We start from the raw sequence: 17,829 nt of genomic DNA, 5'->3' as shown, positions 1-17,829 counted from the left end.
CGCGGATGACGCGTCGCCCAGCGCCGGTCGTCCGACGCGCTGGACGACGCGCTGGACGACACGTCTTTGCGGTAGGCGTTCGACATTTGCCACGCGACGTTCACCGCGAGACTCCGCTCCGGCGTGCCCGCTCGCGCGGCGGGGCTCCCGTCGCGCGTCGCGGCGCTGCCGTGTCGCGCGCGCGTCGTCCTCGCTGGCAGGTGTCGTCGACCGGGGCGCCGGAACGCTCACGAGAGAAGCTCCGTGACGAGCCGCGCTTGCCTTCCCGTACGCTCGCGTGGGAACGTCGCACACCTCCTCGTTTTCCTGTCCTTGACTCCCCGCCCCTGTTCGAGGCGCACCATGCTGTGCACTACACCGCACGCCCGAAGCGTCGAGCCCTCCACCACGCATGCACGCGCGTGGCTCGATATCATCAGGCGACTCCTGAGTGACCCGGCGCCCGCCGGGCCCATGAAGTCGCGCGGAGACCTGTTTTGATCCTGCGCGACCCGGTCCACGGCCTCATCGAGTTCGAGAGCGGCGAGGCGGCGATAGTTCCGCGCCTGCTCGGCGCCCGCGAGGTGCAGAGGCTGCGGCGGATCCGTCAGCTCGGGCTGACGTCGCTCGCCTTCCCGGGCGCCGAGCACACCCGCTTCGCGCACGCGCTCGGCGCCGCGCACGTGATGCGCCTCCTGATCGCGAGGCTCCGTCAGATCGACCGCGACCTCCCGTTCTGGCAGAGAGTCACCAGCGACCGCGCGCGCGACGCGATCGCCGCAGCGTTCCTGCACGATCTCGGCCACGGCCCGCTCTCGCACCTCTTCGAGGAAGCGATGCCGGGCGCGATCCACCACGAGCGCTGGACCGAGCGCATCCTGCTCGACCCCTCCTCGGACGTGCACCAAGTGCTCGTACGACAGGACCCCTACCTGCCCCAGCGGGTCGCCGACCTCATCGGCGGACGGCACGAGCTGCCTTACCTCGCCAAGGCGGTGAGCGGGACCTTCGACGTCGATCGCTGCGACTACCTGCTGCGCGACGCGCACGCGACCGGCGTCCGGTACGGCGAGTACGACCTGCCATGGCTGCTGCGCAGCCTCCGGTTCAGCGACGTCCAGGTGGAGCTGCCCGGCGGCGGCGCCGCGTCTGCCCCGCCTGCGCCCTCGCTCGCCATCGACGGGACCAAGGGGATGAGCGCGATCGAGTCGTTCTTGCTCGCGCGCTACTTCATGTTCCAGCAGGTCTATTTTCACAAGACCACGCGGAGCGCGGAGTGGATGATCGGCGCCATCCTCCGGCGCGTCGTGACCCGGCTGGCCGCGGGCGACCGCATCCCCGAGGTGCCCGCCGCCGTCGCCGCGATGGCCTGCGGCGAGATGCCCACGCTCGGGCAGTACATGGAGCTCGACGATCAGGTCCTGCTCGGGGCGATCCACGCGTGGGAGGCGGCGCCGGATCCCGTGCTGGCCGATCTCGCCCGCCGCCTGCGCGTGCGCTCGCTCTTCAAGGCGCTCGAGCTGTTCCCCGAGCCCGGAGAGGGGCTCGTCGAGCGAGACGCGCGGCGCGCGGAAGCGCTGGATACGGTGCGCGGGATCGCGCAAAGCGCGGGGCTCGACCCGGATGTGTACGTCGGCGTCGACGTCGCCGAGGACACGCCCTACGCCGAGGACGAGTCGCTCCTGGTCGTTTATCCGAGAGGACGCCCGCGGCGCCCCGCCGAGGTGTCCTTCTTGCTGGACCGGCTGCGCAACGAGACGATGACGCGCATCCGGATCCTCTTCGCGCCCGAGCTGCGGGACGCGGTGCGGGAGGCGCTGATTCGCTGATGACCACCTGGAACAAGGCCCCCCGGGGCTCGTTCGAGCCCGCGCGCGAGCGCCGTGCCCGCGGCGCCGCGCTCGCCGGCGCCGCGGCGCTCGCGGCGCTCGCGGTGACGTCGACGGCGCGCGCGGAGAACGACGGCGCCTACGGCCGTCTCGACGGCGACCTCGAGCTGCGCGCCGGCGCGGGCGCTTCGTTCGCGGCGGGCGGCCCGGCGCTCTGCGCGCGCGGCGCCGCCGTTTACCTCGAGACCGCCGGGCTGTACGCGCACTACACCGACGCGCTCGGCGCGGACGGCTCGCCCGTCGCGCGCTCGATCGCGGGCGGCGTCTTCCTCCAGCCGCTCTTCCTCGCCAGGTACGCGAGCGACCTGGAGCGCGGTCCGCCGTGGCTCGACCTCTTCATCGACTCCGTCGCGCTCGGCGTCGGCTCTTTCTGGGAGGCGCCGCCTGGCGCCGGCGTCGGGCCGGAGCCGGGGCTGGAGCTCTCGCTGTCGCTCGACGTGCCGCTCCTGGGGCGCGCGACGGGCCCGTTCCTCGGCCTGCGGGGCGCGCTCCGCTGGCGCGGGCCGGAGCTCGCGGGCGCCGAGGGCCTGCGCGACGCGCAGCGGGCGCTCCTGTCGGTCACGCTGAGCTGGCACCACGTCCTCGAGGTGCACCTCGTCGACGCGGGCGATCGCTCCTTCGCGCGAGGCCGCGCCCCCGCGCAGGTGGCGGCGACGGGCAGCGCGGCGGGCGCGAGGGGCCCTTGAGCGCGGCGCTCGACGGGCTGCGCGCGGCGCTCGTCACGGCGCTCCGCGACGGGCTCGCGGAGCTCGATCCTGCAGGGCTCGTCGAGCGCGCGCTCGACGCCGAGGTCGCAGCGCCCGGCGGTCGCGTGTTCGTTGTCGCGGCGGGCAAGGCGGCGCTCGGGATGGCGAGGGGCGCGCTCCGCAGCTGGGGGGACAGGGTCGCCGGAGGGCTCGCCGTCACCGTCGCCACGCCCGCGGTCCCCGCCCGCGATCAGCCGAGCGCGCTGGTGGACCCAGAGGAGGCCGCGCTGCGCCCGCTGCGCGTGATGCGCGCGGCGCACCCGATCCCCGACGCGCGCAGCGTGGATGCGGCCGAGGCCGCGCTCGCCGTCGCCGCAGCGCTCGGGCCCGGCGACCTCCTGCTCGCGCTCATCTCCGGCGGCGCCTCCGCCCTCCTCGCGGCGCCGCCTGCGGGCGTGTCCCTCGCGGAGAAGCAGGCCCTCGTGGCGGCGCTCCTCGAGGGGGGCGCCCCGATCCAGGAGGTCAACCTCGTCCGGCGCCACCTGTCGCGGATCAAGGGCGGGCGGCTCGCGGCGGCGGCGGCCCCCGCGCGCGTGCTGACGCTGCTCATGAGCGACGTCGTGCGCGGGCTCCCGCACGACATCAGCTCGGGCCCCACCGTCCCTGATCCGACGCGCGTGGAGGAGGCGCTCGCCGCGCTCGAGCGCTGGGCGCCGCAGCTCTCACGGCTCGCGCCCGCGCTCAGCGAGTCGCTGAAGCCAGCGGACGCGCCGCTCCTGGGAGCGCGCATGCTCGCAGATCCAGACCGTCTCGCCGAGCGCGTGGCGGCCGCCCTCGCTGCCCGGACAGGGCTCCGGGCCGTCGCCGCCCCGGCCGAGGACGGCGACGCGCGCGCGATGGTGGAGCGCCGCCTCGCGCTCGCGCGCCGCCTCGCCCCGGGTGAAGCGGCTGTGATCCCGTGCGAGCCGACGCTCTCGCTGCCGGCCCAGCGCGGCGCCGGCGGTCGCGCGGGCTGGATTGCGCTCGCCGCCCTGCGCGGCTTGCCGCCGGACGTCGCGCTCCTCTGCGCGGCGTCCGACGGCGCCGACGGCAGCTCCGGCGCCGGGGGCGCCGTGGTTGCCAGCGCGGCAGCGACCGCGATGGACGACCGCACGATCGACGCGGCGCTCGCGCGCTTCGACGACGCCGCCGTTCACCGCGCCCTCGGCACGCGCGTCGAGACGGGGCCGACCGGTCACAACCTCACGGACGTCCACATCGTCGCGCGGGACTTCACGTGCAGCGCGCGCTGACCTTGCACAGCGCTGCCTCGCAATGCGCGGCGAGCGCACCGCACCTTGCTGCGCGCGCTGCCCCGCGATGCGCGGCGAGCGCGCCGCGCCTTGCCGCGCGCGCTGCTCGGTGACGCGCGGCGAGCGCGCCGCGCCTCGATGCGTGCGCGCGCGCGCTGCCCCGCGACGCTCACGCCGCGCCGCTGCGCGTCCTCACTGCGGCTCGGCGACGGCCGCGGTCGTGTCGCCCATCGCCTCGCGGACGGAGAGCGCCAGCGCGCAGCTGTTCGCCTGGCGCTGCCGCGCCTCGAGCACTCCCCCCTCGACGGAGGGCGTTCCGCCGATGAGGTTGCCGCTCGCTTCCCGGCGCACCCGCAGGATGGGCTTGCCGTCCGACAGCCGCCAGACCCCGACCCGCGCCATGTGCGGCGTCCCGAGCAGCGCCTCGGTGGTCGTCGCGCCCTCGACAGGCTCGTCGAGCACGAGCAGGTAATACTGCGCCCGCGTGAGGAGCTCCGCCGCGAGCGGCACGTCGTCCCGCATCGTGTCGTCGAAGCTGGACTCCAGGAGCCGCAGGCGGAGCTCGCTCGAGGCGTCCTGCGCGTCGCGCACCCACTCGTCCGAGAGGACGTGCATCGTCCGGTAGGCGACGCGCAGGTTGAACGGCTGCGCGGGCCGGGAGCAGCGCTCGGCCTCGTTGCAGTACTCGCCAGCGGGGCAATCCCGCGTGCGCTTGCACTCCGCGCCCGCCAGCGGGTTCGGGTTCGGCACCCGCAGGAGGCACGCGGTGAACGCGTCGCGGAGCGACTGCTGCGCGTTCTTCCGGATGGCCTCGACGCTCGTCGCCTCGTCCACCCGGAGCCGCAGGTAAATCCCCGCAAGCTCACGGAAATTCCACGCCTTGAGCGCCTCGCGATCCACGAGCTCGGGCCCCGCGCCCCGCGACAGCTCGAGGGTCCAGCCCTCGACGCGCTCGCGCATCGGGATCCAGCGCGGGCCGAGCTCCACGGCGACGGCGCGCTGGCGCGCCATCAGCTTCTGGCGAGCGCTCTCCATCTGCCCCTGGGACCACTTCCAGTGCAGGATGGCCGAGACCGCGAGGACGAGCGCCGTGTAACCCCAGAACTTCGCCGGGGGCCAGCGCATCTTGGTGCGCGCCTCCCGCGCCTTGTAGACCGACGGCAAGCCGCGTTCGCGGGGCGGCTGTTCAGAGGACATAGGAGAGGCTCCACGCAGGAGGCACCGGCCGAGCACGCCGGCAGGGCAGCCTCCTCCGCGCGAGCCGCGCGGAGGGGAAGGCTGCGCCGATCGCGCCGCCGGAGCCACCACGTTCGATGGTGACCGGGGCCGCCAGGCACCGCCCAGCGCGCCCCATCCTTACTCTGCTCGATTAGGTCAAGAAGCGAGGGTCAATTCGACTTCGGGAGCTTGCTGACCATGAAGCTGACGTTCGGGTAACCGGCGAACGCCGCGGTCTGGAACACGCTCTTCACGACAAGCGCGGGCACGTTCTGATCGACCTGGAGGATGCACACGCCCGGGAACGGCTTGTTCGGCTGCACCTGCTTCCACAGCTCGCGCTTGTTCTTGAGCAGGTTGAAGAGCTCGTCGATCTTCTGCATGCGCCCGAGCTCCTCGATCGCGCGGGTCGACCCGGCCAGGTTGCCGTCGACGAGGATCTGGTTGCCGTTCACGGCGACCATCGGCGCGTCGATGACGTCTTCGACGTTCTCCGCCTTCGGGAGCTTGACGTTCTTGTCGACGGCGATCTCGCCCGACGCCGAGAAGGACATCAGGAGGAAGATCACGGTCACGACGAGGAAGTCGATGAAGCTCACGAGGTTGAGCCCCGCGTTCGGGCTGCGGGCGCCGTGCCCGGACACCTTGTTCCACACGAACCGCAGCGGGACGCCCTTCATCAGCCGGCGGCCCGGCTGGTGGATCACGTGAGCGTGGGGGTTCTTGTGATGCTTCGGGTTGAACCTATCCATGTGCGCGCTCCTGCCTCAGCGGACCGAGAACGTCATGTTGAACACGGGGACCTGCTTGTTCCCGTCGGGCAGCCTCATCTCGCGCTTCGGCGCGTAGAGCGCGTCGAGCACCGCGACGATCTCCTTGAACGGCGTGCGGTTGTCCGTGTGGAGGATGGCCTGGTCGAGCTTCTTGTCGCTCGGGTCGCGGTGGCCGCCGTGGGTCTTCCACTCCTCCTCGATCCGCTTCGCCAGCTCGGGGTAGCGGATGATCTTCGAGGACGGGTCGCCGAGCTCGACCGGCGCCTTGTTCACCTTGACCTCGTTGACCACCGTCGCGCCCTGCTTCCACACGAGCCCGAACTCGCTCTCGCCGATGTGAAGGTTCAGCACCTTCTCCGGCGTCTGCGGCGTGAGCTCCTTGTTCGGATCCGGAGGGCCAGGGACCTGGGCGTCCGCGTTCATGCGCGAATTGGTGACCCAGACCGCCGTGATCAACAGGAATGCAATCGTGACCATCAGCAGGTCGATGAACGGGATCATGTTGATATCGCTGTTCGTCGACCGCTTCTTGCCACCACCGTCGCCGACGTCTACGCCGCCCATATTGCCTTCCCAACGTGAGCCGGAGCTCACCTATCCAAGTTGTTCCGGGGAACGCCCTGCCCGCAGCTCGCGGTGGGGCACCATGCTGGGTCTGACTTCGTCGTTCTTCCGAAGTTCCCGGGGCCCCGGCGGCGCGAGCCGCCGTCCGGGGCTTCGAGGCGAGAGAGCGGGCCCAGGTGGAAGCGCACGCGAGGGGCGCTCGACGACCCGGGCCCGCCGAGGACCATCAGGCCGCCGCCTGACCCACTGCTGCGACATTCACCTTCTGGCGGTTCGCGACGACGAGGTTGAGGATCTGCACCGATGCCTCGTTGATGTCGTCCTCGATGTGCTGCGTCTTGCCGTTCAGCACGGCGAAGCCGATGAGGCCGATGATGGCCACGCCGAGGCCGAAGGCGGTGCAGTTCATGGCCTCGGAGATGCCGAGGGCGAGCACGCGAGCCTTCTGGCTCGGGTCGACGGACTCGCCGGCGACGGAGCCGAAGGACTTGATGAGGCCCGTCACCGTCCCGAGCAGGCCGGAGAGCATCGCGAGGTTCGCGAGCAGCGCGAGGTACGAGGTGCGCGCCGAGATCTTCGGCAGCTCGCGGAGAGCCGCCTCATCCATGGCCGCCTGGACCTCCTCGTCGGGGCGGTTCACCTTGACGAGGCCGGCCTGGACGATGCGCGCGAGCGGCGCGTTCGCCGCGGAACACATCTTCACAGCCTTGGCGACGTCGCCCGCCAGGATGCACTTCTGCATGGTGGCGAGGAAGACGTCCTTGTTGATCGACGAGCCGAACAGGTAGAGGGCGCGCTCGACAATGATGCCGATCGTGAGGATCGACCAGAACAGGATGGGCCACATACCCCACCCACCCTCTTTGAAAGCTTCATACGCTCCGTGCATTGCTTCTGTCCTCCAGTTCGCCTCGCGTCCCCGGGATGAGGTTGCGCGCAACTCGATCGGTTCCCTTTGTCAGACTCGTGTTGCCGAGGGGCGGCAGTCTTTCGCTCACACGTAACAACGGATGAGAGGCCTTTTTCGCTTGGCGGCGCTGGCCGTGGACGGCGTGCTCCTGTCGCTCTCTGGCGAGATGCCCACGGGACGCTAACCGAGCGGCGCTGACCTCTGCAAGAGTCCTGATCGTCTCTCCTGGCGCCGGCGCCCGGCGCCGCCCCAGCTCTCTCACCTGTCGTCCAAGACTGACTTCACGTCGTCACGCCAGGGCCGCTTCGTGGCCCGAGGCGCGGCTCCCCCCCGTTTACCGCAAGTCGCGCCGCCTTTTCGTGGGCGAGATACGCCGCTGCGCCCGGGGGACTCGCGCATCTTCGCGATTGAGACCCGGCGCCGTCAAGAGAGATTTGGCCACACCTGAGCGCTCTGATGCGGGCAAAACTTTACAACAATCGCAGGGTTATGACACGATCCGGCGGGAGCGAAGCGGGCGGGCCGACAGCAGAGCCCGCGGACCTCGGGGGACGCGGCGCCGCGGTCAGGGGGCGCGGACACGACAGCGCACTGCGGCAGTGCGAGCAGCATCACCCGACGCATCACCCGACCATCGAGCGCTCGGACCTCGGCAGGCGAGCGGACGCGGGGGTGCTGGAGCGCGACGGTGTGGCCAGGGGGATCGGTCCGATTCAGGGCGCTCCGTACGCTCGGCCGCCGACGGCGCGGGCTCGTCGCGGAGCGCACGCTGATTTTTTGCCGGGATTTTCGCGGATCCTGGCCTCTCGCCGCTGGTCCCTGCTGCATCGCCGAGCTTGCACACGGGATCGGGCGGCAGTTATAGTCGCCGCGCCTAGAGATTGTCGGGCTTCTGACGACGCTGAGAAAGGGACTGCGAGGATGCGTCATCTGCTGATGTTGGCGGCCGAGGGTGGTGGCGAAGGTGGGATGTGGGAGGCCATCAAGCACAATCCGACCTTCCTGATCGCGAACCTGGTCGTCTCGGCGGTCGTGGTGACGATCATCATCGAGCGAACCGCGTTCCAGCTGGGACGCTACCGCGTGAACTCCAAGGAGTTCTTCGCGCAGGTCAAGAAGCTGGTGGCGGCCGGCAACATCGACCGCGCCATCAAGCTCTGCGACGCCAGCGATTACCCCATCCTGCAGCTCGTGAAGGCCGGCCTCACCCACGCGAACAAGGGCGCCGACGAGATCGACGCCGCCCTCAGCGAGAAGCTGTCGGAGCTCAAGCCCGCCGTGGAGAAGCGCATCGGCGCGCTCTGGTCGCTCGCGAACATCGCGACGCTCATCGGCCTCATCGGCACGGTCTCCGGCCTCATCAACACGTTCGCCTCGATCGCCGCCCAGGGCCTCTCGCAGGCCGACAAGCAGCGGATGCTCTCGAACGGCATCGCGGAGGCCATGTACAACACGGCGTTCGGCCTCGCGATCGCCGTCGTGTGCATGATCGCGCACGTCCTGCTCCACACCCGCTCCAAGAACATCCAGCACGATCTTGAGGCGACCACGGAGCGCGTCTTCAACCTGCTCACGATCAGCAGCAAGCCTGGCTACTAGCCCATGGCGGCCCCGCAAGACGTCCCGCTCAGCTCGGCGCAGCGATCCAAGATCCGGCGCCTCTCGCAGCCCAAGGAGCCCGAAGCCGGGGAGGAGGCCGGCGAGCTCAATGTCGTTCCGTACCTCGACATCATCACGAACATCCTCATCTTCGTGCTCGCCAGCGTCTCGGTGACATTCGTGTCGTCGATCGACACGACGCCGCCGTCCATCGGCGGGGGCAAGGTGCGCAGCGAGCTCTCCAGCAAGGCGCTGAACCTCTCCGCGTTCATCACCAGCCAGGGGATCTCGCTGAAGACATCGAGCGGCAACATCGCGACGGGCTGTCAGGACGTGGGCAGCGGCGTCACGGTGCCGAAGACGAACGACAGCTATGACTATCCCGCCCTCACGGCGTGCGCGAAGCGCCTCAAGAACGCCCGCCCCGAGTTCAACGAGGAGACGCAGGTGACGATCACGGCGAACCCGGGCATCGACTACAAGACGATCATCGACGTGATGGACGCGCTGAGGAGCGTCGACGGGGAGGCGCTGTTCCCGGAGGTCCACTTCGGAGTGGCCCGATGAGCGCCGACCCGCCCCGTACGCCGCAGCCGAAGGCGAGCATCGTCCGCTACAAGGCGGCCCTCAGGAAGGCGATCCGCCGGAACCGGCGGGATCCCGAGATCGACTTCCTGAACATCACCGCGATGCTCGACCTGATGACGATCATCCTCGTCTTCTTGCTGAAGAGCGTGGGATCGTCGGCGGCATCCATCCCGCAGTCCAAGGACCTCACCCTGCCGAAGTCGGTGATGCAGGCCGAGCCCTCGCAGGAGGGCGTGGTCGTCATCGTCTCGAAGTCGCAGATCCTGGTGGGCGAGGATCCGACCCCGATCGTCGTGCTGCCCAACCGCGAGCAGCTCGCCCAGTCCGGCGTCGACGCGAAGTACAAGCGCAGCGGGCCGAATGACCTCTACATCGTGCCGCTCGCGAACGCGCTCTCTCACGCGCGCGAGACGGACAAGGCCATCCGCGCCGCGAAGGGGCTCGATCCGTCGTCGTCGGAGGCGATCATCGTGGCCGACGCGACCACGCCGTACCGCCTGCTGATCGAGGTCCTGTTCACCCTCGGGCAGAGCGAGTTCGGCAAGTACCACCTGATGGTCCTGAGCGGCGGCACCAAGCAGTAGCCGCCTCCCCCCCGGCGGCGGCAGAAAGCACGAGCCGCCCCTCCCCTGCCCTGCTTCACGGGCCACCCACCGTGGCCGCCCACCTGACCCTACGCCGCACCGCGCTCCGAACACCGGCGCCCGCCGCCGTCCGGCGTTCGCTGCGGCGTGGCGCGCGCCTCAGCTCGATCAGCGTGGACCTCCGACGACGGGCGCGCTCCCCCCCAGCGCGCCGTCGGCCGTGGCGCGCTTCCCCCCAGCGCGCCGTCGGCCGTGGCGCGCTCCCCCCCCAGCGCGCCGTCGGCCGTCCTTCAGTCCACAGCGAACAGCTCTTCCAGGTCGGCCTTGGTGAGCTTCTTGGCGCCGCCGGCGTCCTCGCTGAGGACGGAGGCGACGAGCTGACGCTTCTTGTCCTTGAGCAGCAGGATCTTCTCCTCGATCGTGCCCGCGGCGATGAGCCGGTAGGCGGTGACCACCTTCGTCTGCCCGATGCGGTGGGCGCGGTCGGTGGCCTGCTGCTCGACGGCGGGGTTCCACCACGGATCGAAGTGGATCACCGTGTCGGCCGCCGTCAGGTTCAGGCCGGTGCCGCCCGCCTTGAGGCTGATGAGGAAGACCGGCACGCTCGGATCGCTCTGGAAGCGCTCGACGCGCTCCGCCCGATCCTTCGTGGAGCCGTCGAGGTACTCGTAGGTGACGCCGTCCTCCTTCATCGCCTTCTCGATGAGCCTCAGCATCATCACGAACTGGCTGAAGACGAGGACCTTGTGCCCGCCCTCCACCGCGTTCGAGATGAGCTCGCGCACCGCGACGAGCTTGCCCGAGTCGTCGTCGCCGAACTCGCGCGGCAAGCCGAGCAGCCGCGGGTCGCAGGCCGCCTGCCGGAGGCGAGTGAGGCCGGCGAGGATCTGCAGCTGGCTCTTCGCGAGCCCGACGCGCTCGACCTCGCCGAGGACCTGCGCCCGCACCTCGCGCGCGACCTGCATGTAGAGCGCCCGCTGCTCGCCGGTGAGATCGCAGATCTGGTCCATCTCGATCTTCTCCGGCAGGTCCTTGGCGACCTCCTGCTTCGTGCGCCGCAGGATGAACGGATGGATCACGGCGCGGAGCCGCTGCGCGGTCTTGTAGTCGCCCGCCTCGATCGGCCGCGAGAAGCGGGCCTCGAACTTGTCGAGCGAGCCGAGCAAGCCCGGCGAGACGAAGTCGAAGATCGACCAGATCTCCGACAGCCGGTTCTCGATGGGCGTGCCGGTGAGGGCGAGCCGGCGCTTCGCGCGGAGCCGCTTGGCCGCGGCGGCGGTGGCGCTCATCGGGTTCTTGATGTGCTGCGCCTCGTCGAGGATGGCGTAGCTCAGGTCGAGCTGCGCGAGGAAGTCCTCGTCGCGACGGAGGAGCGCGTAGCTCGTGATGACCACCTCGGCGGCCTTCACCTCGTCGATCTGGTCCTTGCGGTCGGCGCCGTGCCAGAGGGCGACCGAGAGCGAGGGCGAGAACCGGGCGAGCTCGCGCTCCCAGTTCGTCACGACGCTCGTCGGGGCGACGATCAACGCGCGCATGTGCTTCTCCTCCTGCTTGACGGCGAGCAGGAGGGCGATCGTCTGGACCGTCTTGCCGAGGCCCATGTCGTCGGCGAGCACGCCGCCCGAGCCGATGTCATGGATGAACTTGAGCCATGACAGGCCGGCCTCCTGGTAGGGACGCAGCGTCGCCTTCAGGTTCCGGGGCCGCTTGGTGCTGCCGATGTCGTCGATGTTGCTGAGCTTGTAGAAGAGCTCGCGCGCGGAGGCGGTCACGCTCGAGCCGCTCGCGTGCTGGAGCAGCTCGTGCACCCGCCCGGCCTGCGCCAGCGGCAGCCGGCCGTTCTTGCCCGCGGTCGTCATCAGCTCGATCTCGCGATCGAGCATCGCGCGGACGGCGTCGGGGTCGAACGCGGCGAACGAGCCGTCCTCGAGGCGGACGTAGCGCTTGCCCTCGGCGAGACAGCGGCGCAGCTCGTCGCGATCGACGTCGACCCCCTCGCTCTCGAAGCTGACCTTGACGTTCAGCCAGTCCATCCCCGAGGTGACCTTCGCGAACATGCCGATCGGCTTGCTGCGCACCTGCGTGTCGACGAGATCCTCCGGGACGAAGAGATCCCAGTCGTCGGGGAGCTCGGCGAGGCCCTCGGTCCAGAAGGTGAGCGCCTGGTCGCCGTTCGCGAGGAAGCCCTGGCCGGTCTCGTCGGGCTTGAGCCCGAGCGCGAGCAGCTTCCCCGCCGCGTCCTGCTGCGCGGCGATGTCCACGCGGATACAGCGGGCGCGCTTCATCCCCTCCTCGGGCGGCTGCACGAGCACCGGGGGAGAGATGCCGTCGGCGCGCACGGCGACCTCCGCGTCGCCGTAGGCGGCGAACAGCGTGACGCGCGCCTCGATCAGCGAGCCGCCCGCGCGCATGCGGAACGTGGGCACGAGGTCGACGACCTCGGCGATCTGGTTCAGATCGGGCAGCTCCGCGCCGACCTCGAGCGCGATCTTGGGCAGCCCCTGCATGATGATGCGGGGCAGCTCGCTCATCGGCTCGCCGATGGTCGGCGAGCGGAGCAGGCGGCGCATCGCCGCGGCGGAGACGCGCTTGTCGATGCGGCGCGCGATCCCCTCCTGCGTGTCGATGTGCCAGCCCGGCCAGCCCTCGAACCACCCGCCCTGAAGGAGAGAGAAGCGGCGCTTGTCGTTCCCCCGCTCGAAGCTCGCCTTCACGATGATGGTGTCGCCGCCGACGGTCTCGAGATCGAAGCGCGGCCGCAGGCTGTCCTCGCCGAAGCGCAGCTGCATCAGCGCCGGCTCGAGGAGCACGCGCTGGCCTTCCAGCAGCGGGAGCAGCTCGGCCACGTCCTCGCCGCGGATGTCGACGGCAGGGTGGCGCGGGTTGCCGCTCTCGAACCGGGCGAGCAGACGGAGCGCGTCGCGATCGGGCGTCGGGTAGAGCGCCTGCCAGGCGAGCGCCGCGGAGGGCAGCACCGGGACGCGCGCCTCGGCGTCGAGCACGGTGACGGTCAGCGCGCCCTGCCGCACGTGGAGGCGGAACTCGACGCGGCGGGCGCCGGAGACCCCCTCGGGCGGGAGCCAGGCGCCGATCCCGGTCTGCTTGGCCGTGGCGTCCAGGACCGGCGCCGTGAAGGCGGCGACGGCGGAGCCCGGCGGCCCGTGGTTCCCGACGACGGTGGAGACAGGAACCGGCGGCGTGATCGCCAGCCGCCCGCGGCGGTCACGACGGCGCACGCGCTTCAGGGCGTCACCGCCGGCGTGGGCGGTCTGCGGGACGAGGGCCGGGATCGGCGGCTCGCGCCGGGGCTGCGCGCCGCGAGCCTGGTCGCGGATGCTGATGAGCAGCGCCGCGACGTGCTTGCAATGCTGTCCGGCCTTCTGGAATGCCGGGCAGGAGCACTGGGACTGGATGCCATCGGGCGAGAGCTCCACCTTGACCGGATACGGCTCGGAGTCGGCGGCGCGGACGGTGCCGCTCGCCATCGTCTCGTGGATGGAGATGTCCTCGACGACACGGCGGCGGAAGTACTCCAGCCCGCGGAGGAAGGTGCGGGCGCCAAGGAGCCTTCGCAGGCCACGATCGCTGAGGGTTGAGAGTGCGTCGGAGATCGGAGGCGGCACGTCGTGGGCTCGGGATCCAGGTGCGGCGGCAATTCGCCGGGAGGGGTCGGGTGGACGGGACCGCTGGCGGATCCCGCTGGATGAAGAACCGGCATCAGATGAAGAACGGCAAGAACACGATGGTCACGGCGGGAAGCATCTTGATGAGCACATGGATCGCGGGACCGGCCACATCCTTGAGGGGATCGCCGATCGTGTCGCCAACGACGGCGGCGCCGTAGGTGGGGTTGTCCGCTCGCGCCCCGGTCTCGTCGACAAGGTAGCGCCCGCCGTGCGCGCCGGTCGCGATGTACTGCCTCGCATTGTCCCAGATCGCCCCGGTATTCCCCAAGAAGAGCGACCCGAGGACGCCTGCGACCGTCGCGGCCATGATCAGGGCCGCGACTGAATCCGCCGCGACCAGAGGATTATCTTCCGTCCTTGCAAAGCGCAAGGCAAGTCCCACGACGACGGGCACCGCCGCCGACACCAGGGCTGGCGCGATCATGTGGCGTAGCGCGGCCTGAGAGACCATCTCGACGCAGGGCTCGTGGTCGCCGACGAAGCCAGGCGGGCGAGCCCGTGCCTGGCGCCGCACCTCGTCGAGGACGCGGCGGCCGGCCTGGAGCACGTTGCGGATACAGCGGCCCGCCAGCCAGAAGACAAGCAGGATCCCTACCAGCGCGCCGAGGTAGACCTCGGGCCGGTCGAGGCGTACGACCATGGAAGCCGTCTCGCCGCTGCCCGGCGCGCTCGACGCCAGCGCGCGCCGGCGGGACTCGTCGAGGTAGCCGGCCACCAGGAGCAGCGAGGCGAGCGCTGCTACCCCGGCCGTGTACGCCTTCGTGAGCGCCTTGGTCGTGTTGCCGACCGCGTCCAGCACGAGGGTCCGACCTCGCACGTCCGGCCGCTCGCGGGCGACCGTCACGGCGACGATGCCGCCGGCGTTGTCCACGATGGGGCCGAACGCGTCCATGGCCATGACGTACCCGGCGGTGCCCAGCATCCCCATGGTGGCGACCGCGGTGCCGAACAGGCCTCCCCCGGCGAGCCCGGAGCGGGCGCCGAGCAGGTAGGAGCCGAAGGTCGCGCCGACGACGACCAGGAGCGGAAGCACCGAGCTCTCAAGGCCGATGGCGAGCCCGCGCAGCACCGCCATCGCGGAGCCGCTGCGCGCCGCCTCGGCGAGCTCGCGCACCGGGCGATGCCGCTGCTCGGTGTAGTACTGCGTGACGTGCAGCACGCACACGCCCGTGACGATGCCGATGACGCCGCACGCGAAGAAGACGACCCAGTGGGCGCCGAGCAGCCACTTGGCGGCGCCGGCGATGCCGACGGCGTGCAGGATGGCCGTGACGTAGAGCCCGCGGACGAGGGCGTTGAAGGCGTCCTCCCGGTCGTCGGTCTTGACGACCATCACGCCGAAGAGCGTCGCGATGAGGCCGAAGGCGCGGCTGACCAGCGGGAAGAGCACGACCGCGAGGGCGCTCGGGAGCCCGGCGTTGTTGCGGAAGAGCATGGCGCCGACCACCATGGCGCCCGCGTTCTCCGTGACGGTCGAGGCGAACACGCCGGCCGCGCGCCCGGCGCAGTCGCCAACCATGTCGCCCGCCAGGTCGACGATCGTCGCAGGGTTCTGCAGGTCGTCCTCGTCGAGCCCGACCTCCGCGCCCGCGAGGTCCGCGCCGACGTCGGCCGCCTTGGAGAACGTGCCGCCGCCGAGCTGCGCCATCAGGGCGGCGAAGGAGGCGCCGAGGGGGTAGCCGGCGATGACCCAGGGGATGGTCGGCGCGAGCGCGAGCGCCTCGGCCGGCTCGGCCCCGAAGCCGCCCCGGAACGCGAGGACCGCGGCGAACAGGCCACCGAGGCCGAGCAGGCTCGTGCTCGCGACGAAGAGCCCCGAAACGGCCCCGCCGCGGAGCGCGATCTGGAGGGCGAGGTCGAGCGAGCGGCGGGCGCCGCTCGCCGCGCGAACGCTGGTGCGCGGCGCGATCCAGGTCGCGACCCGGCCCGTCGCGACGGCGCTGGCCGCCCCGACCGCGAACGAGAGCGTGAGCCACACCCCGAGCTCCAGCGCCGGCACCGGGTTGTTCTCCCCCGCGCGCCGGAGGAGGCCGTACGCGAGGAAGATGGCGCCCCCGAGCATCGCGGAGACCGCGGCGATCACGCTGCTCTGGCGGCGAAAATACGCCTCGGCGACCCCCTGGATGAGCGCGGCCACGCGCTGCATCTCGGGCTCGACCGCGGGTCGCGCGATGACCCAACGAGCGAGGTAGGCCGCAAAGGCGAGCCCGATCAGGCCGCCGCTGAGGATGAGCGCAAGCTCCGTCATGACGGGCGGACCGGGCGCGCACCATGGACGCGCTACCTCGGCCGGTGAGGATGGTGCGGGCGATGCCCGCGAGAGCGCCGCAGGAACCCGCGCTGCAGCGGCGCACGCCTTCCCTACTCCGGCCAGCAGGGCCGCGCAAGCGAAGACGACGCGCGCGGCCCGCTCATTTCACGTTGTTCGCATCGCGCCCGACCGCGTGGTCCAGCCGCGTCTTCGCGACGAGCGTCCCCACGCGCGCGTTGAGCTGCTGCAGCCGCGCGCGCGTGACCTCGGTCTCCGCGTCGACCACGTCGACGCTCGTGGCCCGTCCCGCCCGGAACAGCTCGGACCGGACGCGCATCGACTCCGCGGCCGCTGCGAGCTGGCGCTCGGCGGACTCGATGCTGCTCGCCGACTTGCCCAGCTCGGCGTAGGCGGACGCCACCTCGAGCCGGAGGGCGTCGCGCAGCGCGGCCTTCTGCTCGGCGACCTGCGCGGTGCGGGCGTTCGCCTCCGCGGAGGCGGCCGCGGTGGTGAAGACGTCGTTGAGCAACCAGGTGGCGCGAACGCCGGCGGCCCACGTCATGTCGAACTGGTTCTGCGACGGAAAGATGCGCTGGTTGGGGTTCGCGTAGGTGAGGTCGGCGAACGCGTCCACGCGCGGGAAGTAGCCGGCCCGCGTGACCGCCTCGACCTTCTCGAGCGAGTACTGCGTCTCGTCAAGGGCGCGGATCTCGAGGCGCTTCTGGAGCGCCTCCTGGAACAGCGCCGGGAGCGCCTCGGCGGGCGGCTTCGCGGGCGCGCTGCCCATCACGTCGATCCCGAGGGCGAGCGGCCTGTCCTGCGCCGCCCCGAGCGCGATCCGGATCTGGTCGTCCGCGACCAGGAGCGCGGCCTGGGCCTCGATGAGCACCTGCTCCGCGCCGGCCACCTGGGCCTCGAGCCGGAGCACGTCGGCCCGCGAGAGCAGCCCCACCTCGAAGATGCGGCGCGCGTCCTCGACGTGGGCCCTGGCCTGGGCCACGGCCTCGCCTGCGACGACGACCTGCCCCTTCACGCGGACCCAGTTGAAGAACGCGAGCTTCGCGTCGGACGCGGCCTGCAGCGTCTCCGCCTGCAGCTCGAGCTTCTTCGCGCTCTCCGCGTGCGAAGCCGATGCATACCCCTGCGAGAGGCGGAGCACGTAATCCGAGATGGGCACGGCGAGGTTGGCCGTGAGCGCGTACGTGTTCACCGCGTTGTAGGGCTCGTCGGCAGACTGTCCGCCCGGCCTCGGAATGCTCGCGAACAGGTCGGCGAGCGGGTTCTCGACCTCGGACAGCCGGGTGTACGTCGCCGTTACCGTGACGCGCGGAAAGAAGTTGACCAGCGCCTGGTCGACCCTCGCCGAGGCTGCGCGGAGCTCGGCCTGCTTGGCGCGGATCGACGCGCGCGTCCTCAGCGTGGCTTTCGCGACCTCCTCCGGCGTCAGCCCCCCGGGCTGCGGGGCGAGCGCGGTGGCGAGCGGATCGGCCTTCGGCGCCGCCGGCTGGGCCGCTGCGGGAGGGGCCGGCGCGGGCTGCGGCCGTCCGGCGGCGGGAGGGACCGGCGCGGGCTGCGGGGCGACCGGCGGCTGCGCGACCGGCTGCGCCGCGGCCGGCGAGGCGATGAGCCCGAGGGCGAGCAGCCCGGCGAGCGTCGAAGCCAGCGAGATGCTGCGTCGAGACGAGGGTGCGGTGCTTTTCATGACCGGTCGGTCACTTATGGGCGGCGTAAGCACCCGTCAAGATCACAGGCGATCACCCGCATCGCCCCTCGGCGATCGCTCGGCTCACCGTCTCGCGAGCGTGACCGG

At 71.2% G+C, this 17,829-nt stretch carries 13 protein-coding genes; 6 read left to right on the top strand and 7 right to left on the bottom strand.

The annotated features are described in order from the left end of the window. Positions 1-476: 476 nt before the first annotated feature. From WME89_RS17780 to WME89_RS17770, 3 genes are read left to right on the top strand one after another with little or no spacing between them, the layout of a single operon-like run. Positions 477-1,808, top strand: a complete 1,332-nt coding sequence (locus WME89_RS17780; RefSeq protein WP_438010311.1) for an HD domain-containing protein — start codon at positions 477-479, stop codon at positions 1,806-1,808. Next, positions 1,808-2,554, top strand: coding sequence for a hypothetical protein (locus WME89_RS17775; protein ID WP_438010310.1), 747 nt, complete (start codon positions 1,808-1,810; stop codon positions 2,552-2,554). The genes WME89_RS17780 and WME89_RS17775 overlap by 1 nt, the downstream gene beginning before the upstream one ends. Further along, the gene (locus WME89_RS17770) at positions 2,551-3,846 is read left to right on the top strand and encodes a DUF4147 domain-containing protein (RefSeq protein WP_438010309.1); all 1,296 of its coding nucleotides are present in this window, start codon (positions 2,551-2,553) and stop codon (positions 3,844-3,846) included. The genes WME89_RS17775 and WME89_RS17770 overlap by 4 nt, the downstream gene beginning before the upstream one ends. Positions 3,847-4,038: 192 nt before the next feature. Here WME89_RS17770 and WME89_RS17765 read toward each other — a convergent pair whose 3' ends face one another. From WME89_RS17765 to WME89_RS17750, 4 genes are all read right to left on the bottom strand, one after another. After that, a complete protein-coding gene (locus tag WME89_RS17765) occupies positions 4,039-5,043 on the bottom strand; it encodes a hypothetical protein (RefSeq protein ID WP_437930881.1) in 1,005 nt (334 codons plus the stop codon). A 191-nt stretch (positions 5,044-5,234) separates the two neighbouring features. Beyond that, the gene (locus tag WME89_RS17760; protein WP_436617631.1) at positions 5,235-5,816 is read right to left on the bottom strand and encodes an ExbD/TolR family protein; all 582 of its coding nucleotides are present in this window, start codon (positions 5,814-5,816) and stop codon (positions 5,235-5,237) included. Between the two features lie 15 nt (positions 5,817-5,831). After that, on the bottom strand, positions 5,832-6,401 hold the full coding sequence (locus WME89_RS17755; RefSeq protein WP_436617630.1) for a biopolymer transporter ExbD: 570 nt from the start codon (positions 6,399-6,401) through the stop codon (positions 5,832-5,834). A gap of 226 nt (positions 6,402-6,627) precedes the next feature. After that, positions 6,628-7,248 (bottom strand): MotA/TolQ/ExbB proton channel family protein, encoded by a 621-nt coding sequence (locus WME89_RS17750; RefSeq protein WP_231864858.1) that lies wholly within the window; start codon positions 7,246-7,248, stop codon positions 6,628-6,630. 999 nt (positions 7,249-8,247) lie between these two features. Here WME89_RS17750 and WME89_RS17745 point away from each other — a divergent pair. From WME89_RS17745 to WME89_RS17735, 3 genes are read left to right on the top strand one after another with little or no spacing between them, the layout of a single operon-like run. Beyond that, a complete protein-coding gene (locus tag WME89_RS17745; protein WP_434047396.1) occupies positions 8,248-8,910 on the top strand; it encodes a MotA/TolQ/ExbB proton channel family protein in 663 nt (220 codons plus the stop codon). 3 nt (positions 8,911-8,913) lie between these two features. Next, positions 8,914-9,477 carry an ExbD/TolR family protein gene (locus WME89_RS17740; protein WP_437665762.1) on the top strand — a complete coding sequence of 188 codons (564 nt, stop codon included), beginning with the start codon at positions 8,914-8,916 and terminating at the stop codon, positions 9,475-9,477. Then, on the top strand, positions 9,474-10,082 hold the full coding sequence (locus WME89_RS17735; protein WP_436617628.1) for an ExbD/TolR family protein: 609 nt from the start codon (positions 9,474-9,476) through the stop codon (positions 10,080-10,082). The genes WME89_RS17740 and WME89_RS17735 overlap by 4 nt, the downstream gene beginning before the upstream one ends. A 290-nt stretch (positions 10,083-10,372) precedes the next feature. Here the strand turns inward: WME89_RS17735 and WME89_RS17730 are convergent, their stop codons facing one another. From WME89_RS17730 to WME89_RS17720, 3 genes are all read right to left on the bottom strand, one after another. Then, positions 10,373-13,705 carry an SNF2-related protein gene (locus tag WME89_RS17730; RefSeq protein ID WP_438010308.1) on the bottom strand — a complete coding sequence of 1,111 codons (3,333 nt, stop codon included), beginning with the start codon at positions 13,703-13,705 and terminating at the stop codon, positions 10,373-10,375. 94 nt (positions 13,706-13,799) lie between these two features. Then, the gene (locus tag WME89_RS17725; protein WP_438010307.1) at positions 13,800-16,016 is read right to left on the bottom strand and encodes a sodium-translocating pyrophosphatase; all 2,217 of its coding nucleotides are present in this window, start codon (positions 16,014-16,016) and stop codon (positions 13,800-13,802) included. A gap of 163 nt (positions 16,017-16,179) precedes the next feature. Beyond that, positions 16,180-17,721, bottom strand: a complete 1,542-nt coding sequence (locus WME89_RS17720; protein WP_438010306.1) for a TolC family protein — start codon at positions 17,719-17,721, stop codon at positions 16,180-16,182. Between the last annotated feature and the right edge of the window lie 108 nt (positions 17,722-17,829).

The organism is Sorangium sp. So ce321 (genome assembly GCF_051530195.1).
GTDB lineage: Bacteria > Myxococcota_A > Polyangia > Polyangiales > Polyangiaceae > Sorangium.
This window is presented reverse-complemented; position numbering and strand designations above follow the sequence as displayed.